General features: G+C 71.3%; 21 protein-coding genes. 16 read left to right on the forward strand and 5 right to left on the reverse strand.

Annotated features, from left to right (window positions below; all coding sequences use genetic code 11):
* Nucleotides 1–24 precede the first annotated feature (24 nt).
* The 3 genes from SALPAC2_RS0119275 to SALPAC2_RS0119285 form a co-directional block, all read right to left on the reverse strand.
* Entirely contained in the window at nucleotides 25–1,050 is a 1,026-nt protein-coding gene (locus SALPAC2_RS0119275) for a coiled-coil domain-containing protein (RefSeq protein ID WP_026184904.1), read from the reverse strand.
* 298 nt (nucleotides 1,051–1,348) lie between these two features.
* A complete protein-coding gene (locus SALPAC2_RS0119280; RefSeq protein WP_018218276.1) occupies nucleotides 1,349–2,701 on the reverse strand; it encodes a YibE/F family protein in 1,353 nt (450 codons plus the stop codon).
* Between the two features lie 43 nt (nucleotides 2,702–2,744).
* Nucleotides 2,745–3,047: a metal-sensitive transcriptional regulator gene (locus SALPAC2_RS0119285; protein WP_018218277.1), complete on the reverse strand. Its 303-nt coding sequence runs from the start codon at nucleotides 3,045–3,047 to the stop codon at nucleotides 2,745–2,747.
* 97 nt (nucleotides 3,048–3,144) lie between these two features.
* On the opposite strand from SALPAC2_RS0119285, the gene SALPAC2_RS0119290 reads away from it, so the two are divergent.
* The 4 genes from SALPAC2_RS0119290 (at nucleotide 3,145) to SALPAC2_RS28235 (ending at nucleotide 6,204) form a co-directional block, all read left to right on the forward strand.
* Nucleotides 3,145–3,354 (forward strand): heavy-metal-associated domain-containing protein, encoded by a 210-nt coding sequence (locus SALPAC2_RS0119290; protein ID WP_018218278.1) that lies wholly within the window; start codon nucleotides 3,145–3,147, stop codon nucleotides 3,352–3,354.
* A 23-nt stretch (nucleotides 3,355–3,377) separates the two neighbouring features.
* Nucleotides 3,378–3,590 (forward strand): hypothetical protein, encoded by a 213-nt coding sequence (locus SALPAC2_RS0119295; protein ID WP_018218279.1) that lies wholly within the window; start codon nucleotides 3,378–3,380, stop codon nucleotides 3,588–3,590.
* 8 nt (nucleotides 3,591–3,598) lie between these two features.
* Nucleotides 3,599–5,842, forward strand: a complete 2,244-nt coding sequence (locus tag SALPAC2_RS0119300) for a heavy metal translocating P-type ATPase (RefSeq protein ID WP_018218280.1) — start codon at nucleotides 3,599–3,601, stop codon at nucleotides 5,840–5,842.
* Nucleotides 5,843–6,081: 239 nt separating this feature from the next.
* Nucleotides 6,082–6,204 (forward strand): hypothetical protein, encoded by a 123-nt coding sequence (locus SALPAC2_RS28235; RefSeq protein WP_263404660.1) that lies wholly within the window; start codon nucleotides 6,082–6,084, stop codon nucleotides 6,202–6,204.
* A 94-nt stretch (nucleotides 6,205–6,298) separates the two neighbouring features.
* On the opposite strand, the gene SALPAC2_RS0119310 is transcribed toward SALPAC2_RS28235, so the two are convergent.
* Nucleotides 6,299–7,342, reverse strand: coding sequence for a sodium:calcium antiporter (locus SALPAC2_RS0119310; protein WP_018218281.1), 1,044 nt, complete (start codon nucleotides 7,340–7,342; stop codon nucleotides 6,299–6,301).
* A 161-nt stretch (nucleotides 7,343–7,503) separates the two neighbouring features.
* On the opposite strand from SALPAC2_RS0119310, the gene SALPAC2_RS0119315 reads away from it, so the two are divergent.
* Nucleotides 7,504–8,301, forward strand: coding sequence for a class I SAM-dependent methyltransferase (locus SALPAC2_RS0119315; RefSeq protein ID WP_018218282.1), 798 nt, complete (start codon nucleotides 7,504–7,506; stop codon nucleotides 8,299–8,301).
* A gap of 116 nt (nucleotides 8,302–8,417) precedes the next feature.
* On the forward strand, nucleotides 8,418–12,314 hold the full coding sequence (locus tag SALPAC2_RS0119320) for a glycoside hydrolase domain-containing protein (RefSeq protein ID WP_018218283.1): 3,897 nt from the start codon (nucleotides 8,418–8,420) through the stop codon (nucleotides 12,312–12,314).
* Here SALPAC2_RS0119320 and SALPAC2_RS0119325 read toward each other — a convergent pair.
* Nucleotides 12,311–13,060, reverse strand: coding sequence for a spermine/spermidine synthase domain-containing protein (locus SALPAC2_RS0119325; protein ID WP_018218284.1), 750 nt, complete (start codon nucleotides 13,058–13,060; stop codon nucleotides 12,311–12,313). The two genes, SALPAC2_RS0119320 and SALPAC2_RS0119325, sit on opposite strands and share 4 nt — an antisense overlap.
* A gap of 115 nt (nucleotides 13,061–13,175) precedes the next feature.
* Between SALPAC2_RS0119325 and SALPAC2_RS0119330 the strand changes: the two genes are divergently transcribed.
* From SALPAC2_RS0119330 to SALPAC2_RS0119375, 10 genes are all read left to right on the forward strand, one after another.
* Complete coding sequence (locus SALPAC2_RS0119330; RefSeq protein WP_018218285.1) at nucleotides 13,176–13,712, forward strand: RNA polymerase sigma factor; 537 nt, start codon at nucleotides 13,176–13,178, stop codon at nucleotides 13,710–13,712.
* Nucleotides 13,709–14,494, forward strand: a complete 786-nt coding sequence (locus SALPAC2_RS0119335) for a zf-HC2 domain-containing protein (protein WP_018218286.1) — start codon at nucleotides 13,709–13,711, stop codon at nucleotides 14,492–14,494. The genes SALPAC2_RS0119330 and SALPAC2_RS0119335 overlap by 4 nt, the downstream gene beginning before the upstream one ends.
* Nucleotides 14,491–15,246 (forward strand): ABC transporter ATP-binding protein, encoded by a 756-nt coding sequence (locus tag SALPAC2_RS0119340; protein WP_018218287.1) that lies wholly within the window; start codon nucleotides 14,491–14,493, stop codon nucleotides 15,244–15,246. Before SALPAC2_RS0119335 ends, SALPAC2_RS0119340 begins: the two co-directional genes overlap by 4 nt.
* Nucleotides 15,243–16,514 carry a hypothetical protein gene (locus tag SALPAC2_RS0119345; RefSeq protein WP_018218288.1) on the forward strand — a complete coding sequence of 424 codons (1,272 nt, stop codon included), beginning with the start codon at nucleotides 15,243–15,245 and terminating at the stop codon, nucleotides 16,512–16,514. Before SALPAC2_RS0119340 ends, SALPAC2_RS0119345 begins: the two co-directional genes overlap by 4 nt.
* On the forward strand, nucleotides 16,511–17,155 hold the full coding sequence (locus SALPAC2_RS0119350; RefSeq protein ID WP_018218289.1) for a hypothetical protein: 645 nt from the start codon (nucleotides 16,511–16,513) through the stop codon (nucleotides 17,153–17,155). Before SALPAC2_RS0119345 ends, SALPAC2_RS0119350 begins: the two co-directional genes overlap by 4 nt.
* A gap of 154 nt (nucleotides 17,156–17,309) precedes the next feature.
* The gene (locus SALPAC2_RS0119355; RefSeq protein ID WP_018218290.1) at nucleotides 17,310–18,116 is read left to right on the forward strand and encodes a cupin-like domain-containing protein; all 807 of its coding nucleotides are present in this window, start codon (nucleotides 17,310–17,312) and stop codon (nucleotides 18,114–18,116) included.
* Complete coding sequence (locus SALPAC2_RS0119360; protein WP_018218291.1) at nucleotides 18,113–19,366, forward strand: 8-amino-7-oxononanoate synthase family protein; 1,254 nt, start codon at nucleotides 18,113–18,115, stop codon at nucleotides 19,364–19,366. Before SALPAC2_RS0119355 ends, SALPAC2_RS0119360 begins: the two co-directional genes overlap by 4 nt.
* The gene (locus SALPAC2_RS0119365; RefSeq protein ID WP_018218292.1) at nucleotides 19,363–20,223 is read left to right on the forward strand and encodes an HpcH/HpaI aldolase/citrate lyase family protein; all 861 of its coding nucleotides are present in this window, start codon (nucleotides 19,363–19,365) and stop codon (nucleotides 20,221–20,223) included. The genes SALPAC2_RS0119360 and SALPAC2_RS0119365 overlap by 4 nt, the downstream gene beginning before the upstream one ends.
* Entirely contained in the window at nucleotides 20,220–21,203 is a 984-nt protein-coding gene (locus tag SALPAC2_RS0119370) for an ornithine cyclodeaminase family protein (protein WP_018218293.1), read from the forward strand. Before SALPAC2_RS0119365 ends, SALPAC2_RS0119370 begins: the two co-directional genes overlap by 4 nt.
* Nucleotides 21,190–22,542: a hypothetical protein gene (locus SALPAC2_RS0119375; RefSeq protein ID WP_018218294.1), complete on the forward strand. Its 1,353-nt coding sequence runs from the start codon at nucleotides 21,190–21,192 to the stop codon at nucleotides 22,540–22,542. The genes SALPAC2_RS0119370 and SALPAC2_RS0119375 overlap by 14 nt, the downstream gene beginning before the upstream one ends.
* Nucleotides 22,543–22,546: the final 4 nt, after the last annotated feature.

A 22,546-nucleotide genomic window follows, 5' to 3' on the forward strand; every position in this document is an offset into this window, starting at 1 on the left:
CACCGGCCCGAGGTCGTCGGTGTCCTACAGCAACGACACGTGGACGTGGTCGGTGTGGTTCGACGGGCCGCTGTACGACTTCCAACCACTGGCCGGGAACCAGATCTGCCGGTTCCAGATCACGTAGTAGATGCCGAGCCGGTCGGCGTTACGGACCAGGAATGCCGTCAGGTTGTTGCCGTAGATGCGCATGTCGTTGTTGTACCAAGGGCTGAACCCGCTGTTCTGGAGCGACCAGTCACAGGCCCGGCCCTTGGGGTGCTCGTACGGCCCACCCGAGCGGTAGCACCCGACGAATCGGTCAAAACCGGCTCGCTTGACCTCGTTGTACATGTGCAGTGTCCGCGCGGTGATGCAGCCGCTGGTGGTCGGGTCATTCTCGGTGCAGCCCAGCGACTGCCAGCTGCCGTCCGAGTTGCGTCCCGGGGCGACCCGGGCGACCGGCGATTCCGCGTCAACCAGGCCGCCGGTGAGCCCGGTGCCGCCGACGAGGCGGAGCGCCTTCTCCGCCTCGAGCTTGCCGCGTTCGAGGTCGCTCTCCAGCTTCTGTTGCTTGCGTACCTCTTCGTCGACTCCCACCTTGGCCTGCTCGGCGCGAACCTTGACCGTGTTGACTTCCTTGATGCGCTGGTCGTTGACGCGGTTCAGCTCATCCAGCGCGGTAGCCCGGGCGATGAAGGAGTCGGGGGTGTCTGCTTCCAGCAATGTCGATATCGCCCCGACCCGTCCCGTCTTGTACGACTGGGTCGCGATCTCCGCCACCTGGGGGGCGAGCTCCTTCAGCTCGGCCTCCGCCTTCTTGATCTCCTTCTCGAGGGCGACCTGGCGCTCCTCGGACTCCGCCAACTGCGACTTCGCCTTCACGTACTCGCGGTTGCGGACCTCGATGAGTTCACCGAGGAACTCCGGCTCCTCGTCCTCCTCGTCGTGCCCCGAGGGCTGCGGGGGAGTGGTGGGGGTGGCGGACACCGGGATCGGCCCGGCGAACACGGCCAGCGCGGTGAGCACGGCCGCCACGGGCGTCAACCAGCGGCGTAGGGGTGCCGTCACAATGATCCCTTCCGTTGACCGCCGGCTGGGCGAGCTGACGGGTTGGGGCGGTAGGTGCGCCCTGATGGGGCAGCAGTACTCCGGCTGCCCGCATCCCCGGCTCGCCTCGCGGCGATTGGGCGGTGGTCCCGCAGGTGCCGGTACGCGCCTTTGCCGGTGACCGGCAGCGAGGTTACCTGACGGTCATCTGGTCGAGCTACGCCCCAAACTCGACTTATCGCACGAAATTGTCGACACGTTGGGTGATATGGGCCCCGTTTAGTCGGCCCGTGGGTTCTGTTCGTTACGCCGCGTATTTTTACCATGGGTCTTCCGTGTTGTGGTCCCCGCCGGTCCGTCGATCGCCGCCGGAGGCGACCGGGCCGGGCCGGGCGGTGCTGAGCGCCTCCAGCACCTCGACGCGAGCGGTGCGTGGTCGCGGCGCTGGCGCGGTGCTCCCGCCCGACTCGCCACCGGCGATGCCACCAGCGGTGCGACCGGCGGTGGTCACGATGGCGGCGAGCCCGGTGGTGAGGGGGACCGCGGCGATCAACCCCAGTGTGGCCACCGCGCTGCGGACGATCTCCTGGGCGAGGAATTCGCTGGTCAGGATCTGGCCCACCGGCCGTGAGTCGGCGGTCAGCAGGAGTAGCACCGGCAGGGAGGCTCCGGCGTACGCCAGCACGATGGTGTTCACCGTGGAGGCGATGTGCGCCCGACCAACCCGGGTGGCGGAGCGGTAGAGCTGGCGACGGGACAACCCCGGGTTGGCGTTCGCCAGCTCGGTCACCGTGGCGGCCTGGGTGACGGTGACATCGTCCAGTACCCCGAGCGAGCCGATGATGATTCCGGCCAGCAGCAGGCCGTGTAGGTCGACGTTGGTCTGGAAGATCGACAGCGTGATCGCCTCCTCGCTGCCGTACCCGGTCAGCCGGGTGGCGGCGGTGGCGAGTGAGCCGAGGAGGCCGGTGAGGATCAGGCTGCCCAGGGTGCCGAGAACCGCCACCGAGGTCTGCGCGGTCACGCCGTGGGTGAGGTACAGGACCACAAACATGATCAGGGCGGCGCCGACCACCGCGACCAGTAGCGGCGACTGACCGGCGCTGATCCCCGGCAGGACGAACGTCAGGAGGACGGCGAAGCTCGCCGCCAGGCCGGCGAGGGCGGCGAGCCCCCGCCAGCGGCCGAACGCCACGATCGCGGCGGCGAAGAGCGCCACCAGCCACAGCAGTGCCTTGCCCCGCTGGTGCTCCGCGATGGTGTACATGCTCGTGGTCGGGTCGGTGGGATCGGTCAGCTCGACCAGGATGATCTCGTCGTCGACGGTGATGTCGGGGGCGCCCGGGCCAGCGGGAATCGGTGTGCTGACCGTCCGGCCGGCGTCCGGCCCCTGCTCGACGCGGACGGTCACCTCGCCGCAGGGCCCGACGTCGGTGCCCAGCCCGAGATCGGCCGCCTCCGGGCTGGGAGGGCAGGGCTCGGTGACCACCTTCGTGACGGTGCCGTGGTAGCGGGGTGGCTCGCTGCCCGCCTCGGCCGTGCGGGTGTCGCGCGGCCAGAGGGCCACCGCGGTGACCAGGGTGGCGAGGAGTAGGGGGACCACCGTCGCGACGAGAATCCGTCGCACCCGTGGTGGGGTGGACGGAGCGGGTCGGGTGTGGTCGGCGCCCATTTATTCTCCCAACGACTACCGGGCGAGTAACGGGACGGGGCGGTCAGCCGCGCTTCATCAGGCGCCCGACGGCAGCCATCATCTCGGTCGCCATCTCGTCGGCCCGCCCCTCGGCCGCCCCCTCGCGCAGGCAGTGCCGGGCGTGCCCGTCGAGCAGCCCGAGCGCCACCTTATCCAGCGCGGCCTGGATCGCCGAGATCTGGGTGAGGACGTCGATGCAGTATCGATCCTCCTCGACCATCTTCTCGATCCCCCGGACCTGCCCCTCGACCCGGCGCAGCCGGGTGAGTAGCTGGTCCTTGCTGGCGGTGTAGCCGCGGACCGGGGCGGGGTCAGGTCTGGTCATGCGGATCAGAATAACGTACCCCTCCGGGGTATGTTACTGTCGCTGATAGTTACCCCTGGGGGGTATTACCCCGGGGGGTGCAGAAGGGGAGGTTTCCATGGTCACCACCACATACCAGGTGCAGGGCATGACCTGCGGGCACTGCGTAGCCGCGGTCAGCGCCGAGGTGGGTGAGCTGCCGGGGGTGGAGCAGGTCCAGGTCGACCTGGCCGCTGGCCGGCTGACCATCACCAGCCAGCACCCGATGGAGGCCGAGACCGTACGCGCCGCGGTCGACGAGGCCGGCTACGACCTCGTCGACGCCTGACCCGCGTCGAGACCGAGGCCCCCATGAAAACGGCGACGAAGCTCACCGCCTTCCTGCTCGGTCTCGCGGTGGTGTTCGGCGCGGCGTACGGGGTCGGTCAGGTGACCGGCCCCGGCAGCCCAGCCGTCGAGATTCACCACGACGAACCCGGGCCCGCCAACCCAGAGCACGACGCCCCCGAGCATGACGCCCCCGGCCCCGGGTCCCACCCCCCGGAGCGCGGGCCCGACCGGTAGGGAGTGCGATGACCACCACGAGCAGCCCGAAACCGCGGGCCGTCAACCAGATCGAGCTGTCGGTCGGCGGGATGACCTGCGCCTCCTGCGCCGCCCGCATCGAGAAGAAACTGAACCGGATGCCCGGTGTCACCGCCACGGTGAACTACGCCACCGAGAAGGCCCGGGTCGCGTACGCCGACGGGGTGACCCCGGACGACCTGATCGCCACGGTCGAGAAGACCGGCTACACCGCCGTCGTACCGCCGCCACCGGCAGCCGCGGCGGCCCCCGCCGCCGAACCGGCCGACGAGCTGCGCGGGCTTGCTAACCGGCTCTGGGTCTCGGCCGTGCTCACCGTCCCGGTGATCCTGCTGGCGATGGTGCCGCCGTGGCAGTTCACCTACTGGCAGTGGCTGTCGTTGACGCTGGCCGCCCCGGTGGTGGTCTGGGGCGGCCTGCCGTTTCACCGGGCCGCCTGGGTCAACCTCCGGCACGCCGCGGCGACCATGGACACGTTGGTGTCGCTGGGCACCCTCGCCGCGTTCGGTTGGTCGCTCTGGGCGCTCTTCCTCGGTACGGCCGGCGTACCCGGAATGACCCACCCGTTCAGCTTCGCCATCGTCTCCGGCGGCGGTGCGGGCCACATCTACCTGGAGGCGGCGGCCGGCGTCACCACCTTCATCCTCGCCGGCCGGTACTTCGAGGCGCGCGCGAAGCGCACCGCCGGCGCCGCCCTGCGCACCCTGCTGGAGCTGGGTGCGAAGGACGTGGCGGTGCTGCGCGGTGACGTGGAGACCCGCATCCCGATCGACCAGCTGGTGGTGGGGGATCAGTTCGTGGTGCGCCCCGGTGAGAAGGTCGCCACCGACGGGATGGTGGTGGCGGGCAGCTCTGCGGTCGATGCCAGCATGCTCACCGGTGAATCCGTGCCGGTCGAGGTCAGGGCCGGCGACGCCGTGATCGGCGCCACCGTCAACGCCGGTGGGCGGCTGGTGGTGAAAGCCACCCGGGTCGGCAGCGATACGCAGCTCGCCCAGCTGGCCCGGCTGGTGGAGGCCGCGCAGTCCGGCAAGGCGGCCGTGCAGCGGCTCGCCGACCGGATCTCCGGGGTCTTCGTTCCCGTCGTGATCGCCCTCGCCGCCGCCACCCTGGGCTGGTGGCTGGGCAGTGGCGCCGGCCCGACCGCCGCCTTCACCGCCACGGTAGCTGTGCTGATCATCGCTTGCCCCTGTGCCCTGGGCCTGGCCACCCCCACCGCGCTGTTGGTCGGCACCGGTCGGGGCGCACAGCTCGGCATCCTGATCAAGGGGCCGGAGGTGCTGGAGTCCACCCGGACGGTGGACACGGTCGTGCTGGACAAGACCGGGACCGTCACCGCTGGCCGGATGACCCTGGTGGACGTGGTCGCGGCGAGCGGTGTGGAGCGGGCCGAGCTGCTCCGGCTCGCCGGCGCCCTAGAGGCCGCCTCGGAGCATCCGATCGCCCAGGCGGTCGCGACGGGTGCGGCCGAGGCGGGGCCCCTGCCGCCGGTAACCGACTTCGCCAACCTCGAAGGGCTGGGCGTCGAGGGCGTGGTGGCGGGCCACCGCGTGCTGGTCGGCCGGCTCCGACTGCTGCGGGAGCGGGGACTGGACGTACCGGAGGAGCTGGTGACGGCCGGTGCCACGGCGCAGGACGCCGGTGCGACGGCGGTGCTGGTGGCCTGGGACGGGCGGGCCCGCGGGCTGCTCGCGGTCGCCGACGCGGTCCGACCGACCAGCGCGCTCGCGCTCCGACAACTGCGGGAGCTGGGCCTGAACCCGGTGTTGCTCACCGGCGACAACGAGACCGTCGCCCGGGCGGTCGCCGCCGAGGTCGGGATCGACGAGGTGGTCGCGGAGGTGCTGCCCGCCGAGAAGGTGGCGGTGGTCCAGCGGCTCCAGCGGGAGGGCCGGGTGGTGGCGATGGTCGGTGACGGGGTCAACGACGCGGCGGCGTTGGCCCAGGCCGACCTCGGCTTGGCGATGGGCACCGGTACGGATGTGGCGATCGAGGCGTCCGACCTGACCCTCGTGCGGGGGGACCTGACCGCCGCGGCCGACGCCATCCGGTTGTCCCGGCGGACCCTCGCGATCATCAAGGGCAACCTGTTCTGGGCGTTCGCCTACAACGTGGCGGCGCTTCCCCTGGCCGCGGCCGGTCTGCTCAACCCGATGATCGCCGGGGCCGCGATGGCTTTCTCCTCGGTCTTCGTGGTCGCCAACAGTCTCCGGCTGCGGGGTTTCCGGTAGCGAGGAGCATCCCAAGCCCGCCCGGCCAGCCCGTTTTGCGGCGCTGCCGGGCGGGTACGCGTTCTGCCGGGACTGCTGTGTCGCTGGGGCAGTTGTCGCCGGGACCGCCCCGCCGTGCGGCGGAACGTGTCCCTTGGTCGAGTCCACTCGTTGCCAGGGAAAACGCCGTCCGGCGGCGTGACATCAGCCGGGGATGTCGCGGTGCGAAACGGGGGTGAGTCAGGGTGTCGAGGTGTGTGGTGATCGCGCGGCGGGCGGCCGCGGTAGCGGCGCTGGCCGTGCTGGTGTTGGGCGGTCACGGTGAGCAGCACGATGCTGGCAGCCCAACCACGCCGCCCCCGCCGGTCTCGACGAGCCGCTGACCCGCACCGCCCCCTGGCGACGGCGACGGCGACGCCACCCGGGCCGCGGCCGACAGCTTCCGCATCTTCGACGGTCCGGCTGTCCGGGCGCCGGTCAGGTGGCCAGGATGACGGTCATCACCGCGTAGCTGGTCAGCAGCAGGATGCCCTCGAAGCCGAGCCGCCCCCAGCCGTACGCCTGCCGCACCAGCAGACCGCCGAGCAGGATCGCCGTCATGAACAGCGCACTGGTTGTCACGAAGAGCTGAGCGTCACCGGCAGCGTGGTAGATCGAGCCGCCCCGGTAGGCCACGTCGCCGACGACCAGGTTGAGGGCGTCCAGACTGTTGCCGCCGAGGACGGCGGCGATGGCAAGGGTCGGGGCGCCCCGGCGGACCGCCGCCACGGCCGTGACCGTCTCCGGGAGGGCGTTCACCGCGCCCATCAGGATCGCCCCGACGAAGCCCGCGCTCAGGCCGGTGCCCAGGACCAGGCTCTCGGCGGCCCGGGCGATCGCCCACCCTCCCATCGCGACCAGCAGACCCACCGCCGCGAAGCGTACCCAGAGCCGGCTGGAGCTGGTCCGGTCGAGGCTGCCGTGCTCGTGGCTGATGTCCGGCAGGGTCTCGGCGGTGGCGACGGCTCGCCACAGCGGACTGGCTCCGGAGCGGCGGACCAGATGCAGGCCGCCGAGGTAGGCGGCGACCAGGGCGATTGAGGCGGGGTGCAGGCCGGCCACGGTGACATCCGGTGCGTAGCGGCCGAGCAGGACCAGCGAGAGCAGCACGATGAGCAGGACCCCGAAGAGCACGTTCGACAGCGATGCCGAGGCGTGCTCCAGGTTGGCCCGGCGGTGGAAGGCGTCCGCCACGGCGACCGCGGTGGTCTGGGCGGCGATCCCGCCGACCGCGTTGCTGTAGCCGAGCTGCGGCTGCTCCGCCGCCGCGGTGACGGCGGTCATCACGATGCCGGACAGCGAGGTCGCCAGCCCGATGAAGACGGCGCCGAAGAACGCCTCACCCCAGCCGGTTCGGTCGGCGAGTGTGTCGCCGAGGGCGACCAGGCGGATGCTGCCCAGCACCGTGAGGATCCCCGCCACCCCGAAGACGGCGATGCTCGGCCCGGTGGGCCACGGCAGGCTGGTCAGTACGTCCGGCACCGGCCGGGGATTCCCCGATCTGCCCGATCGAATCCCGCGGTGGCCGATGTCCGGATCGCAAACCCCGATGGCGGGCTGGCCGGAACGGGTTGGTGCGTTTCGCCGCTACCGGAACAGCCAAATGCCTATGGTTCTTACGTCTTTGCCGTAAGGAGGCAGCTATGAGTATCTTCCATGGAACTGTCGGTTTCTACCGACAGTTCCGGCCGGACATACCGACGGAGGTGGCCGATGTCCTGGACGCCGCGGTCCCCGCCGGTTCGCCACGACGGCTGCTCGACATCGGCACCGGCACCGGCCTCGTGGTGGAGGCGCTGCGGGACCGGTTCGACGACATCATCGGCATCGACCCGGACGCCGAGATGCTCACCGCGGCCGAGAGCGCACTCCGCCCGCGGCTACCCGCCGAGGCCCAGCTGCGCCTCCAGGAATCCACCGCGGAGGAGTACACCCCGCCAGCCGGGTGGCAGGCCGACCTGGTGACGATCTGCCGGACGTTCCACTGGCTCGATCAGGCGCGGGTCCTGAACCAACTGGACGCACAGATCAGCCGGGACGGCGCCGTCGCCATCTTCGCCGACAAGAGCTTCTGGGTCGCCGACAACGAGTGGGAACTGGCGGTCCGGGCGGTCATCCAAGAATTTCTCGGCGAACAACGTCGGGCGGGTGGTGGCACGTTCCACGGGCAGCGCCGCCCAGACCTGCAGGCCCTACGCGACTCGCCGTTCAACCGGGTCGAGGAGACCGTCGTACCGGTGCACCGGACCTGGACGGCCAACAGCATCCTCGGCTACCTGCACTCCACCACGTTCGCCGAACCGGAACTCTTCGGCGACCGGCTCCACGAGTTCGACGAGGCGGTCCGCGCCGTCCTGGCCCGGTACAGCGACACCGACACCTTCGTCGAGGAGAACGAATTCCTCATCCACCTGGGCCGGCGGCCGAACGCGAGTCGGTAAGCCGGCCGGACCAGGTGACCTCGGCTTTTTTGGGTGGCTGCACGCGGTTCACCGGATGAACACCCGGGGCCGGCAGGATAGCGCCGACAAACCTTGTCGGCGTGAGGAGTTCTGCTGTGCCACCACGTTCACCCGACCCCCAGGGTGGAACCGCCACCGTGCCGTGGCGGCGGGCCAACCGCGGGCGCCACGGCCTGCGTACCACCGCGATCACCGCGGTCCTGGCCGTTGCGTCCACCGGTGTGGTCGCCGCGCCGGCGACGGCCACCCTGGTCGAGGACGCATCGGTCGACTACACCTCGTTCGTCAACCCGTTCGTGTCGACCGCCGGTGACTACGGCAACGACCTGCCCGGGGCGCAGGCGCCGAACGGGTTGGCGAAGGTCAGCCCGCTGACCATGCCGGAGCGCAACCACGCGGGCTACGACCACGACCAGACCCACATCGCCGGCTTCACCCAGACGAACCTCGACGGGGTCGGCGGCTCCGGCGGCGGTGGCGACATCCTCGTCGTGCCGACCCAGGTCGAGTACAGCGCCCGGCCATCGACCGAATCCTATGCACATCCGTTCACGCACGAGGCCGAGACGGCCGCACCCGGGTACTACCAGGTGAGTCTCGGCGAGATCACGGGCCCGGACGGCGCCGTGGAGAACGGCCCGGGCGAGATCAACGCTGAGGTGACCGCGACGACGCGTACCGCGCTGCACCGCTACGCCTTCCCCGCCGGAGCCACCCCGGAACTCGTCGTCGACCTGCACAACAACTTCACGAACCGGACCGGCTCGTCGGTGCACGTCACGCAGCTCGACGACGGTCGGGTCGCGCTCACCGGTGAGGTTCGGGGCAGCTTCTACGGCGCCTCCTACGCCCTGCACTACCACGCCGAGACCGAGCAGCCGGTCACCTCGGTCACCACCTGGGCAGCGGACGAGTTCGGCGACGCGGCGTCCCGGCAGGGCGTCGACACCGGCGCCATCCTCGCCTTCGCGCCCGAGGACGCGGACGAGATCGGCCTGCGCATCACGCTGTCGCCGATCAGCGTGGAGCAGGCGCGGATCGACCAGGTCGCCGAGGTCGGCGGCCGGACCTTCGACGAGGTACGCGCGGGAACGAAGGCGGTCTGGAACGAGCGTCTCGGCCGGGTCGACATCTCCGCCTCGACGGTGGCCGACCCGGACGGCACCCTGCGTCGCCTCTTCTACACCCACCTCTACCGCATGTTCGCGCTCCCGGTGAACGCGACCAGCACCTCGGGCACCTACCGGGGCGTGGACGGCATGGTGCACCAGGTGGACGACTTCACCTACTACGACGGCTGGGCGTCCTGGGACGACTTCCGCAAGTACTCCGTCCTGGCGTACCTCGACCCCGAGCTGTACCGCGACATGATCCAGTCGCTCATCTACCTCTTCGCCGACGTGGCTAGCACCGGCAAGAGCATCGGCGGGCTCACCCATTCGGTGCCGACCGTACGCTGGGAACGCTCCGCGGTCATCGTCGCCGACGCCATCTCGAAGGGCTTCACCGGCTTCGAACGGCTCGATCAGGCGTACCCGGCGCTGAAGGAGTACGTCGGCTTCTCCGACGGCGACCAGCTGGGCCAGGGGCACCCGGGAGACCGCCCCGGCGACTCGGTGCAGCGCGGCTACGACCAGTGGGCGTTGGCGATCATCGCCGACGCGCTCGGTCACGGTGCCGAGGCGACGGAGCTCCGCGAAGCGGCCGCGCTGCCGATGGCGAACCTCTACAAGCCGGACGCGTGGACGGCGGCGGACGGCACCCAGGTCGGGCTGCTCACTCCGCGCGCGGAGGAAGGCGACTGGATCGAGGCCGACTACGAGCGGCTCGGCGCGGCGAACCTCTACCAGGGCACGCTCTGGCAGTACAACTGGTACCCGGTCTACGACCTGGCCGGCGTCGTCGCCGCGATGGGCGGGCCGACGGCGGGGCAACGCGGCGCCGTGCACTTCCTCGGCGAGGACGACCCGGACAACGGCCTCGGCATGCTGCACTCGAACGCGAACGAGGTCGACCTGCACGCGCCCTACCTCTTCAACTACGTGGGGCTGCCGAGCCTCACCCAGAAGTGGGTGCGCACGATCTACACGAAGGAGAGCTGGAACCGCTACCTCGCCTCCAGCAGCACCGCCGACTTCCCGAGTAGCGACGGTGAGTTTCGCCCGCCGATCAAGACCAGGGTCTACCAGCTGGACCCGCGTGGCTTCCTGCCCACCATGGACAACGACGCCGGCACGATGTCGACGATGTTCGTCGCCGCGGCCATCGGCCTTTTCCCGGTGACCTCGGGTTCGTCCGAGTACCAGCTCGGTTCGCCGTTCTTCGACCGCACGACCATCTCGTACGCGGACGGGCGCACCTTCACCGTCTCTGCGGACGGCGTCTCCGCCGACGACTACTACATCCAGTCCGCCGCGCTGAACGGGGCGAGTTTCGACAACACCTGGCTCGACTACCACACCCTCGTCCAGGGCGGCGCCCTCGACGTACGGATGGGGGCCGCCCCCTCCGACTGGGGTGCCGACAGCGAGCCGGCGTACTCGATGAGCACCGCGGGTGACGACGACGGCGGCGCGCCGAGCGACTACACCGTGCGCGCGTCGGACACGACGATCGCCGCTCGCGCCGATGGTGCCCTGGATGGCTCGATCAAGCTCGGGCTGGAGGGGGGCGCCCGCTTCGCCGGCCGTCCCGGCACGAACTACCTCAAGACGGGCGCGGCCTCGATCCACGGGCTGCCGGCCGGCGTCTCGGCGAAGGTTGAGGTCGTCAACGCGAAGACGGTCCGGGTGGCGCTGACCGGCTCGACCACGACGAGTGCCCGGTTCTACCTCACCTTCACCGACTCGGCCTTCGCCCGCGGCGTCTCCGCCGCCCAGGTCACCGGCGACGGGCTGTCCGCGCGCACCCCGCTGGCGATCTCGGTGGCCGCGGCGGAGCGCCAGCAGCTGCGGGAGCTCGTTGCCGAGGCCGTTCTGGTCCGCCAGGGAAACTACTCCTACGCCTCCTATCGGGTGTTCGACGCCGCGGTGCGGTGGGCCCAGGCGGCGCTCGCCGACACCTCCGCCAGCACGGCGACGCTGCGCAGCGCCGCCGAGTCGCTGACCGGCATGACCGCCGCGTTGGCCATCGACGAGGGCGGCCAGCGCGTCCTGGAGGGGGAGCAGTCCGATGAGTGGTCGGGCGGCGACCTGAAGAACGAGACGAACTCCGGCAGCGGCAACCTCGGTGGGGTGCGGGACGGCTCGTGGATCCAGTACCGGAATCTCGCCTTCGACGTCGCACCGACGACGCTGGCGATCCACTACGCGAGCAAGTACTCGCCCGACGGCGCCCCGAGCTCCCTGGAGGTGCGCGCGGGCACGCAGGACGGCCCGGTCGTGGGCGAGGCGCTGCTGCCCGGCACCGGTAGCTGGGGTAACTGGGTCACCACCCAGGCGGAGATCACCGATCCCGAGGCGCTCGTGCAGGCCCGCGACGTGACCTTCGTCTTCCACGCCCCGGACGGGCAGGACTGGGTGTCGAACTTCGACTGGTTCCAGTTCGGTCCGCAGCCCGACGACCCGGGGGACGGGCCGGTGGACACCACGGCGCTCGACGCCGCCATCACCGAGGCGCAGAAGTACGTCGACAGCGAGGACCGGTACGGCAGCATCGACTTCGGGGTGTTCCGACAGGAGCTGGAGAAGGCCCGCGCGGTCGCCGGCTCCGGAACCGCCACCCAGGTCGAGGTGGACGCCCAGGCCCGGGCGCTACGGCTGGCGTACGAGCAGCTGGTCCCGCGGGCCCGGCTGGCGCTCGAGAACACCGTCGCGCAGGCGGACTCGCTCGACGAGGACCGGTACACCAAGAAAACCTGGAAGGCGCTGACCCAAGCCCTCGAATCGGCCAAGACCACCCTGGCCGACGCGGCGGCGAGCGACGCGAAGCTGACCAAGGCGGAGGCGGCGCTGACGAAGGCGCTGGCCGGGCTGAAGCTGAAGCCAGCCTAGGCCCGGGGCCGTCGGAGCCCACCCAGCTCGTCGGTGAGGTGGGCTCCGACGGCGGCCGGGTCCGCTGCCCGCCGCGCCGCCGTCGGAGCCCGGACCAGGTAGACCACGTCCGGTGCGCCCGCGTCGGTCGGCGTCTCCAGCAGCTCCAGGTCACCGAAGCGCTCCCGGAGGCGTCGCTCGAAGGCCCCGTCCCGGCTCGCGCTCCAGATCGCCAGGACACCTCCCGGCCGGAGTCGGTCGGCCACCAGGTCGAGCCCGCGCTGGGCGTACAACTCGGCGTTGGCCTCGAAGACCAGCCAGTTTGGGCCGTTGTCGGTGTCCAGGCAGATGGCGTCGTACTGGTCGTCGGTGTCGGCCAGCCAGGCGAGGATGTCCGCCTCGATGATCCGTACCCGGGGGTCGGTCTGCGCGGCGCCGGTGAGGTGGCGCAGGTGGTGGGCGTGCCAGCCGATCACGGTGGCCTCGATCTCGACCACGTCAACGGCGGCGAGCCGCGCGTGCTCGATCGCGCGCAGCAGCGAGAACCCGACGCCGAGCCCGCCGATGAGCAGCCGGGGCGCCGACGCCGTGCACCTACTCATCGCCGCGTCAACCAGCAGCCGCTCGGACCGGCCGTCCGCGGTGTCCATCAGGAAGACGCCGTTGCTGATGACCTCGTAGCGGCCGTCCGCCTCGCGGAGCACCAGCTCACCCCGGCTGGTTGTCACCCGGTCCAGGGTGATTGGTGGCTGCCGGAAATCGTTCACGATAAGTACCCCCGGGGGACGTGAAAGACGGGACGGGTCAGGCGGGCCAACGCGTCGCATCACTATAGGCGCCGGTCAGCGAACCGATCCGGGGAGTTCTGCGTCCTAACCTTTCATGGTGGACGCAGACGATGAGGAGCTGCTGCGCCTCGTCGGTACGGGGGACCGCGGGGCGTTCGAGCTGCTGTACGCGCGGAACGCACCCTGGCTGTCGCTCCGGCTCCGGCGCCGGTGCCGAGATCCGGAGCTGGCGCGAGAGCTGCTGCAGGAGACCTTCCTGACGGTGTGGCGGGCCGCGGCCAGCTACCGGGGGGACGGGACCGCGGTGGGCTGGCTGTGGTCGATCGCCAGCGGCAGATTGATCGACGCCCGTCGGCGGGCATCGGTTCGTCCGCAGCTCGTGCACTCGCCGGGGGAGGACACCCTCACCTGGTCGCCGTCGGCCGAGGACGAGGCCCTGACCGACGCGTACGACGCCGGGTTGGAACGGGCGCTGCATCAGCTCCCGCCGGAGTTGTCGGCGGTGCTGCAGGCGACGGTGCTGGACGGCCGGACCGTGCGGGAGGCGGCGACATTACTGGGGGTGCCGGAAGGCACCGTGAAGTCCCGGGCGATGCGCGCCCGGCAGCAGCTACGGGCGGCCCTGTCATGACCGGCGAGCATGTGAGTGCGCAGGTGCTGGCGGCGTACGCCGAGGAGCGGCTGACCGACGGGGACGCCGAGTCGGTGGAGGCGCATCTCGACAGCTGCGACGCCTGCCGGGCGGGTCTTGCGCCGAGCGAGGCGGTGCGGCGGGTGGTCGCGGGCGTCGCGCTGGCGCTGGACGATCGGTTGTCGACGCCGGGGCGGGTACGACCCGCGACCGGGTGGCGACGGGTGCGGGTGTTGGTGGGTGCCGCGCCGGCGGTGCGGGCCGCGTGGCTGCTCTCCGTGCTGGTCACCGGGCTGCTGACCCTGGGGTTGGCGGTCAGTCCGAGAATGCTGCCGCCGTGGGTGCTGCTGCTGGTCGCCCCGGCGCTGCCGGTGGTCGGTACGGCCCTGTCGTACGGGCCGCGCACCGACCCGCTGCACGAGGTGGTGGCGGGGACACCGCAGGGGGGCCTGCGCATCGTGCTGTGGCGCACGCTGGCGGTGCTGACCGTGGCCATGCCGGCGGTGGTGCTGGCCGCGGTGGTGACCGGGATCAGCACTCCGCTGATGTGGATGCTGCCGGGCGCCGCGTTGACCGCCGGCACGCTGGCGCTCGGCTCGCTGATCGAGCCGACGTACGCCGCGGCGGTGGTGGCGGGGGCGTGGGCGCTGGTGGTGCTGGTGCCGCCGGTTGCTGGGTCGGCTGTCGTGGCCGCGAGTGCCCCGGTGTGGCTGGCCGTCACCGGGGTGGCCGTTGTCGTGCTGTACGCGCGGCGGGAACGAGTGGGGAGACAGGCGGGATGACGACAATCAGCGTGGCGGATCTGCGGGTCAGCTACGGAAAGCGGGTCGTCCTCGACGACCTGGCCATCGAGCTGGGCGTGGGCGTGCACGGGCTGCTCGGCCCGAACGGTGCCGGCAAGACGACCCTGATGCGGGTGCTGGCCACGGTGCTGCGTCCGGATCGGGGGGAGGTCCGGCTGCTGGGGCACCGCACTGACGACCGGGTGGGGGTGCGCCAGGCCCGTCGCCGGTTGGGCTACCTGCCCCAGGCGTTCGGTTTCTACCCGCGCTTCACCGTCCGGGAATTCGTCGAGTACTTCGCCTGGCTGCGGGAGATGCCGGCGGCGCGGATACCGCTCGCGGTGGACCGGGCCATCGAGCGGGTCGGGCTGCTCGACCGGGCGGATGACCGGATGAAGCACCTCTCCGGCGGAATGCTGCGGCGCGCCGGCATCGCCCAGGCCATCGTGAACGATCCACGGGTGCTGTTGTTGGATGAGCCGACGGCCGGGCTGGACCCGGAGCAGCGGGTGGAGTTCCGAACGTTGCTGCGGGAGCTGGGCCTCGACGCCGTGGTGCTGGTCAGCACGCACCTTGTGGAGGATGTCGCGGCGGCGTGCGCCCGGGTCAGCCTGGTCGACGATGGGCGACTGGTCTTCGCCGGCCGCCCGGAGGAGCTGATCGCGGCCGGCGGGGACGGCGACAGCGGTGACTCCCCGATCGAGCGGGGCTACACGGCGGTGTTGCGCGGCGCGCGGCAGGTGTCGCGATGAGGCGCGCGCTGTGGGTGGAGCTACGCCGCGGCACCGCACCCGTCGCGGCGCTGGCGATGTTCGGGGCCGGGGTGTGGGTGCTGGCGGTGCACCCGGACGACTGGGGTGGCCGCTGGGTCGGCCTCGCCGACTACCTGCGGGTGCCACTGATGGTCCTCTGCCCCCTCATGGTCTGCGCCGGGGCGTGGCAGGCCGGCCGGGAACGGCGACGCGACATCGGCGAGCTGATCGCCGCCACCCCACGCCCGGGCTGGCATTCGCTGGTGGCGGCCTGGCTCGCCGTGACCCTGGCCGGGATCGCCGGCCTGATGGTCGCGTACGCCGGGGCGGCGGTGCTGGTCGCGCGGGTCGCGACCTACGACGGTGGGGCCTGGTGGCAGCGGGCGTCCGTCGGGGTCCTCGCCCTGGCCGCCGCGAGCGCGGGTGGTGTCCTCGTCGGCCGGCGGGTCCGGCTGCGGGTGGCGGCACCGATCGCCGGCCTGGCCACCTACGTGGGCCTGACAATCCTGACCTACTGGAACGCGCCCGCCGCGCGGCTCTCCCCGGCCGACACTGTCGGGTCCGTGTACTCGCTGGTGCCGGGGTGGGTCACCGGGTTGCAGGCCACCTGGCTGGTGGCGCTGACCGTCCTGCTGCTCGCCGTCGCCGTACGCCGGTGGCGCGTGGCGCTGCTGGCCGGTGCGGTCGCCATCGCCGCCGCGGTCCCGATCAACACCGCACCCAGCTGGTATCGCGCGCCGGCCGACCCGGCCGCGGTGGAGCTGGTCTGCACGAGCAGCGGCCCAGAGGTCTGCCTGACCCGGGTCAACGCCTTTCTGCTCGACGAGGTCGCGGCGGTGGCGCAGCCGATCCTGGCCCGGCTCGACGGGATACCCGGAGCCCCCCGGCGGGCGGTTGATGAGGCCGTCCGGCCACCTGGTGATTCCGTCCCGGAGGATGCCGACACGGTCTGGCTCCCTCTGGACTTCCAGGCCACCGCATTCGGCGACTTGGCGAATGTCGACTATCTGCGTTGGGCCTTTGGCCAGAGGGCCGGGGGCGAGTGTGCGTACTCGTTACACGGTGAAGAATTCGACCAGCGGATTCACCAGGTCGACGGCATAGCCACCGACTGGCTGCTCGGCGGGTCGGTGCTCGGGGCAGCGGGGGCGTCGGCTGGGCTCCGCGAGCTGCCGCCGTCAGCGCAGCGTGCCTGGTACGCCGACTACCTTGACGCCGTCGGTCGCTGTGACCTCCCGGCCCTGGTCCGCTTGGCGGAGCAGCCGTGACCGGTCGGCTGCTCCGGCTGCATCTGCGCGCCCGGGGAGCGTCGGCCTTCGTGGCTGGGGTCAGCGTCATCACGCTGCTGGCCTGGGCCGGCGGAACCTGGCTCGCCGGCCGGTCCTTCTTGGACGGGCCGGCCGCCCGCCTCCCCGTGGCCCTGCTCGCCCCGCTGCTGGCCGCGGTGCTGCTCGGGTCGACCCTGGCCGGGGCCGACGAGGAGCTCGAACGTGGCACTCCGCTGCGCTGGCCGGCCTGGCGAGCCGGGCAGGTTCTCCTCGCCGTCCTCGCCGTGGCCGGGGCGCTCGTCCTGACGGGGCTGCGCGTCCCCGAGACGTTCGGCGCCCATGCGCTGGCCCGCAACACGCTCGGCTGGATCGGCCTGGTCGCTGGTGCCACGGCGCTGCTGGGCGCGCGGCTGGCGTGGCTGCCGGCCTTCGGCTACGGGTGTGCGGTCTACTTCGCCCGGCCCCGGGACACCGGCGTGTTCGTGGCGCTGTGGTCCTGGCCGGTGCAGCCCTCCGCCGTTGCCGCCTCGTGGTGGGCCGCCAGCGGGGTGTTCGTGCTCGGCCTCGTCGGCTACGCGTACCGTGGCTCCGCCGTCGGCCGCCGCTTCCGCCCCAGTCAATCACGATCTGAAGTGGACTGATTACAAACGTTCACAACGTACACATTGGTCGGTAGGGTGTCCTGATTGCGTCGCTTTGGGGCGCTCTAGCGGCAGGTCCGTTGGGGCTCCCGTGGTAGAAGACGGAGGACGGATCGTGACGGTTCCGCAGGAGACTGGCGTACCAGTCGCCCGCATGACGTTCGAGGAGTTCCGGGCGCTCGGCCCCGGCGGCCTCTTCAGGACCGACGTACCGACGGTGATCTCACTGCCGGAAAGCGTGCGCGGGCTCGGGCGCGAGGGGGTGGCGGCCCGGCTGGCCGACATGACCGTCACCCTGTTCACCGAACCGGGCGACAAGCACCACCCCGGGCGCTGGGAGACCCGGGACATCACCCTGCGGGACTTCTTCGCCGACGAGCGCCACCTGACCGAGTCCGACACCTGGCACCGGGTGGTGTCGAACATCCGGAACAGCCCGGCCGACGTCAACGCCGTGATCGGCTTCGACGCCGAGGGGTTCTTCGGCTACGGCAGCTCGCTGTACGCGGCCAACCTCTGGATCAGCCACCGCGGCGTCTTCACCAAGAACCACTTCGACGAGTTCGAGAACTTCAACATCGCGCTGGAGGGCCGCAAGCGGTTCATCATCGCGCCGCCCGGGTCCCGCGACTACTACCCCCGGTCGATGCTGCGCGGCTTCGGAGACAAGTCCCACGTGTTCGACCTCGACAACGTCGACCTGGGGCGCTATCCGAAAGTGGCGCCGAAGCTCGCCCAGCGCCGCGACTTCGTCCTCGAACCCGGCCACATGCTCTACCTGCCGCTCGGCTGGTGGCACCAGGCCGAATCCCTCGACCCCATCAACATCAATGTCAACTTCTGGTTGAAGTCGAAGAAGATTCTGCGCCGGCCACATGTGCTGGGCGTCGCCCTCTACACGTACGCCTACCGGCGATTCAAGGGCGTCTACAGCTACCAGCCCACCGAGGTGAACTCGTGAGCGACCGCAAGACCATCACCCCCACGCACCGGTACCGCAACAACGACAAACTCATCGGCATCGGCAACGCCTTCTGGAACATGTCCGAGGCGAACGGGGTCGCCGGCATCGTCGGTGACCTCGCCGACGGGACGTTCACCATGGCCGACGGCCACCAGTTCGTGAACTTCACCGTCTGCTCCTATCTGGACCTGGACACCCACCCGAAGGTCATCGACGGCGCGGTCGCGGCGCTGCGCCGGTTCAACGTGCTGGACCACTGCATTCCGCGCACCCGGGTGCAGACTCCGGTGCTGCTGGAGCTGGAGGAGTCCCTCGGCGAACTCTTCGGCGCGATGGTGATCAGCGCGGTCTCCACCGCGGCGGCGAGCACCGGCCTGCTGCCGCTGATCGCCTCCGGTCACCTCGGCGACGGCACCCGGCCACTGATGGTCTTCGACAAGAACGCCCACGTCTCGCTGGCCAACGCCAAGCCGAGCTGCGCCGACGAGTCCGAGGTGGTCACCTGCAAGCACCACGACCTCGACTACCTCGAAGACATGTGCCGCAGCTACGAACGGGTCTGCTACGTGGTGGACGGCGCCGACAGCCTCGGCGGCTACGCCCCGGTCAAGGAGCTCGCCGACCTGCAGGATAAGTACAACATGCTGGTCTTCTACGACGACTCGCACTCGCTGTCGGCGTACGGGCAGCGGGGGATCGGCTACGTGCGGAGCCACGCGCCCCTCCTCGACGAGCGCACCATCACCGTCGCCACGCTGAGCAAGGGCTTCGGCGCGGGCGGTACGGCGGTCCTGCTCGACGGCTACCCGCACGAGACCCGTCGACTCGTCGAACGCTTCGCCGGCCCGCTGGGCTACTCGCAGAAGATGAACGCCGCCGCCGTCGGCGCCGCGCTCGCCTCCGCGGAGATTCACCGCACCGAGGAGCTGGACCAGCTCCAGGGGCGGCTCCGCGCCAACATCGCGTTGTTCGACTCGCTGCTCGACACCGAGCAGTCCGGCGAGTCGTACCCGATCCGGTTGGTGCCGATGAGCGACGACACGGTCGTCGACGCCGCCCAGCAGGTCTTCGCCGCCGGTTTCTACACCTCGCCGGTGTTCTTCCCGATCGTCGCCCGGGGCACCGCAGGGCTGCGGGTGATGCTGCGCGCCGGCCAGACCGAGGAGCAGATCCGACGGCTCTGCGCGGTCCTGGTGCAGGCCGGGGCGCGTCCGGCCGCCCCGCTCGACGGGACGGTCGTCCGATGAGCGGCGCCCTGCGCGCCATCCCGCGCAGCATCCTCTACACCCCGGCGCTGTCCCTGGACCGGGTCGTGAACGCCTGGTCGTACGACGCGGACGTGCACCTGATCGACCTGGAGGACTCCGTACCCCCGGCGGAGAAGCCGGCCGCGCGGGTGGTCTGCCGGGACGCGTTGGACAAGGCCCCCCAGCCAGCCAACGTCGCCGTCCGCATCAACGAGCTGGGCAGCGTCGAGGCCGTACACGACCTGCTGCTGCTCGCGGAGTGCTCGGTGCGGCCCGGCATCGTCGTGATGACCATGGTCACCTCCGCGGCCGAGGTCACCCTGCTGCGGCGGATCCTGGCCTCGGCCGGCGCCCAGCCGGAGATCTACGTGACGGTGGAGACCGTCGAGGCGGTCACCGGGATCGACGCGATCGCCGAGGCGGCTGACGGGCTGGTGCTGGGCTCGGCCGACCTAGCCGCCACGCTGAACGTCGAGATCACCTGGGCGGCGATGCTCGCCGCCCGGCAGGCGATGGCGATGGCCTGCGCGCGGCACGGCACGGCCTGCGTCGACACCGCCAACTTCCGGCTCTCCGAGCCGGCCGTGCTGGCGGAGGAGACCGTGCGGGTGCGGGCCCTCGGCTTCCACGGCAAAGCGACGGTGCACCCCAGCGAACTGGCCACCATCAACCAGGCCCTGCGCCCGCAGGACAACGACCTGCGGCTGGCCCGCCGGGTGGTCTCGGCGGTCGGCAGTGCCAACGGCGGCATCGCCGTGCTGGACGGCAGCATGGTGGGACCACCGTTCGCCCGGATGGCCCACGCCACCGTGGCACGTCAGGACGCGTGGGAAGCCCGATTCGGCGGTGCCCGATGACCGCGACGGCGATGGTCACCGCCGCCGACATGGCAGGTGCGCGCCGGATGACCCAGGTGATCGACGTACTCGGCGAGATGTTCGTGGACCTCGCCACCGGCCGGACCCGCTCCCCGGCCCGTACGGTCGTGGAGCACGGCGAGCAGCGGGTGCTGCTGGTCAGCCCGGCCGTCTGGGAGCGGCGTGGGGTCGGCAGCGTCAAGGTCACCACCCTGACCCCGGACAACCCCGGGCGGGGGCTGCCGCTGATCCACGGGATCGTCGCCCTCACCGACCTGGAGACCGGGCAGATCACCGCGCTGCTGGACGGCGCCGAGCTGACCGCCGTACGGACCGGGGCGGTGGCGGCCCTGGCCACCCGTTTCTGCACCGCCGCCACCGCCGATGACCTCGCCGTCATCGGTGCCGGGGTGCAGGCCCGCGCGCTCATCCGGGCGGTGGCGGCGGTACGTCCGATCAAGACCCTGCGGGTCTTCTCGCGCACCCGGGCCGGTGCGGAGAAGCTCGCCGAGGAGATGCGGGCGACGACGTCGATCCGGGTGACGGTCTGCGACAGCGCGAAGACCGCCGTCGCGGACGCGCCGATCATCTGCACGGCCACCTCCACCAGCGACAGCACGCCGGTGGTGGCGGCGGACTGGGTGGCGCCCGGGGCGCACCTGAACGTGATCGGCGGTACCCACCCGGACGCGGTCGAGGTGGACCCGGCTCTGCTGGGTGATGCGGTGACCGTGGTCGAGGAGCAGTCCGCCGCGCTGAACGGCGCCGGCGAGGTTCGGGCCGCCCTCGCCGCTGGTCTGCTCGCCGCCGAGGACCTGCGCGAGCTGGGCCGCCTCGTCGCCGGCGAGGTCGAGTTCGGTGGCCGAAACTCGGTGCTGCGTACCGTCGGGATGGCCATTGAGGACACCGCCGCGGCGGTGGCGCTCCACGAGGCGGTGGCGGCGCGCGGCGCGGTGGGAGAGTCGGATGCGCGGGGTTGAACCGGTCGCCACGACCGGACACCCGTGGTTCGGCGATCAACGGCTGGCGCCGGCCGCGTCGGCAGAGACGCTCCGGCGCCGGCTACGCGACGTGCTGCAGGACACCGGCTGGCCGTACCAGCCGGTGCTGCCGGCCGCGCCGATGACCATCCCCCGGGCCTCGTACGCGGAGCTGTTCCGGGTGGCCGGTGTCCTGGTGGGGCTGCTGCGCCGAACCGCCCTGGAGACCGCGCCCACCGCTCGGGAGCGGCTGGCGGTCTACCGGATGCCGGCCAGCGAGGACCAGCTCTGGCTGCGCGACCCTCTCCTCGACGAGCGGTACGCGGACTGGGTGGCCCGGCCCGACGCGGTTGTCGGCCCGGACGGGCTGCGCTTCGTGGAGTTCAACGTCAGTGGCGCGCTCACCGGTGCGGTGGAGACGCAGAGCCGCCTGGACGTGTGGCGTGGGCTCTACGCCGACGCCGACGGCCGGCTGCCGTACCGCTCGCCGGATCCGTTCGCCGTACGCGCCGAGATGTTTCGCGCGCTCAGCGCGGAGCTGGCGGTGGCGCCCCGGGTGGCCCTCGTCGGCAGCGCCCAGGTCACGGGAGTTACCGGTTACTACTTCGAGGTTGAGGCCGAGTATCACCGCAGCCAGGGGCTTTCCACCCGGTTCTTCGAGCCGAAGGAGCTGCACGAGGCGTGGGACTGCCCGCCGGAGCTGCGCTATCCGATCGGGCTGCGCAACTTCACCATCCCGGACTGGAACGACGCCGGCGTCCCCACGGCCGAGGTGCAGCAGGCCCTGGACCACGGCACCCTGCTGGTCGGTACCCAGACCGCCACCTTCCTGCACAGCAAGCTGACCATGGGCCTGCTCTCGGAGGGGCGGCCCTGGCTGACCGCGGCCGAGCGGGCCCTGGTCAACCGGTACCTGCCCTGGACCCGGGTGCTCTCCGAGCGACGGACCGAACGCGCGGGCGAGCAGGTTGACCTGCTGCCGTACGTGTTGCGCAACCGCGAGCGGCTGGTGCTCAAGGAGGCGCTGGGTGACTGCGGCAAGCAGGTGGTGATCGGACCAGAGGTGACTGCCGCGGAGTGGGAGACCGCGGTGGCGGCCGGGGCCGACGGCACCAGCATCGTGCAGGAGTTCGTCCCGCCCCAGACCTGCCGGGTGACGTTGCTGGCCGACGGCGCCGACGAACCCCACGACGCCGACGTTGCCCCGGTGCTGGGGCCGCTGCTGTTCGGCGGCCGGCCGGCGGGGCTGTGGTGCCGCTACCGCACCGACGGCGCGGCCGGAATCGTCAACGCCCGGGGATCGGCCACCGGGGCGGACAACGCCATGGTGGCGCTCTGACGGT

Origin of the sequence: Salinispora vitiensis (genome assembly GCF_000378825.1) — a bacterium.
GTDB classification, from domain to species: domain Bacteria; phylum Actinomycetota; class Actinomycetes; order Mycobacteriales; family Micromonosporaceae; genus Micromonospora; species Micromonospora vitiensis.

What these genes read in the sequence shown, in the direction of transcription:
- SALPAC2_RS0119280 (WP_018218276.1), bottom strand. Translation starts at nt 2,701, where the DNA reads ATGGGCGCCGACCACACCCGACCCGCTCCGTCCACCCCACCACGGGTG.
- SALPAC2_RS0119285 (WP_018218277.1), bottom strand. Translation starts at nt 3,047, where the DNA reads ATGACCAGACCTGACCCCGCCCCGGTCCGCGGCTACACCGCCAGCAAG.
- SALPAC2_RS0119290 (WP_018218278.1), top strand. Translation starts at nt 3,145, where the DNA reads ATGGTCACCACCACATACCAGGTGCAGGGCATGACCTGCGGGCACTGC.
- SALPAC2_RS0119295 (WP_018218279.1), top strand. Translation starts at nt 3,378, where the DNA reads ATGAAAACGGCGACGAAGCTCACCGCCTTCCTGCTCGGTCTCGCGGTG.
- SALPAC2_RS0119300 (WP_018218280.1), top strand. Translation starts at nt 3,599, where the DNA reads ATGACCACCACGAGCAGCCCGAAACCGCGGGCCGTCAACCAGATCGAG.
- SALPAC2_RS0119315 (WP_018218282.1), top strand. Translation starts at nt 7,504, where the DNA reads ATGAGTATCTTCCATGGAACTGTCGGTTTCTACCGACAGTTCCGGCCG.
- SALPAC2_RS0119330 (WP_018218285.1), top strand. Translation starts at nt 13,176, where the DNA reads ATGGTGGACGCAGACGATGAGGAGCTGCTGCGCCTCGTCGGTACGGGG.
- SALPAC2_RS0119335 (WP_018218286.1), top strand. Translation starts at nt 13,709, where the DNA reads ATGACCGGCGAGCATGTGAGTGCGCAGGTGCTGGCGGCGTACGCCGAG.
- SALPAC2_RS0119340 (WP_018218287.1), top strand. Translation starts at nt 14,491, where the DNA reads ATGACGACAATCAGCGTGGCGGATCTGCGGGTCAGCTACGGAAAGCGG.
- SALPAC2_RS0119345 (WP_018218288.1), top strand. Translation starts at nt 15,243, where the DNA reads ATGAGGCGCGCGCTGTGGGTGGAGCTACGCCGCGGCACCGCACCCGTC.
- SALPAC2_RS0119355 (WP_018218290.1), top strand. Translation starts at nt 17,310, where the DNA reads ATGACGTTCGAGGAGTTCCGGGCGCTCGGCCCCGGCGGCCTCTTCAGG.
- SALPAC2_RS0119365 (WP_018218292.1), top strand. Translation starts at nt 19,363, where the DNA reads ATGAGCGGCGCCCTGCGCGCCATCCCGCGCAGCATCCTCTACACCCCG.
- SALPAC2_RS0119370 (WP_018218293.1), top strand. Translation starts at nt 20,220, where the DNA reads ATGACCGCGACGGCGATGGTCACCGCCGCCGACATGGCAGGTGCGCGC.
- SALPAC2_RS0119375 (WP_018218294.1), top strand. Translation starts at nt 21,190, where the DNA reads ATGCGCGGGGTTGAACCGGTCGCCACGACCGGACACCCGTGGTTCGGC.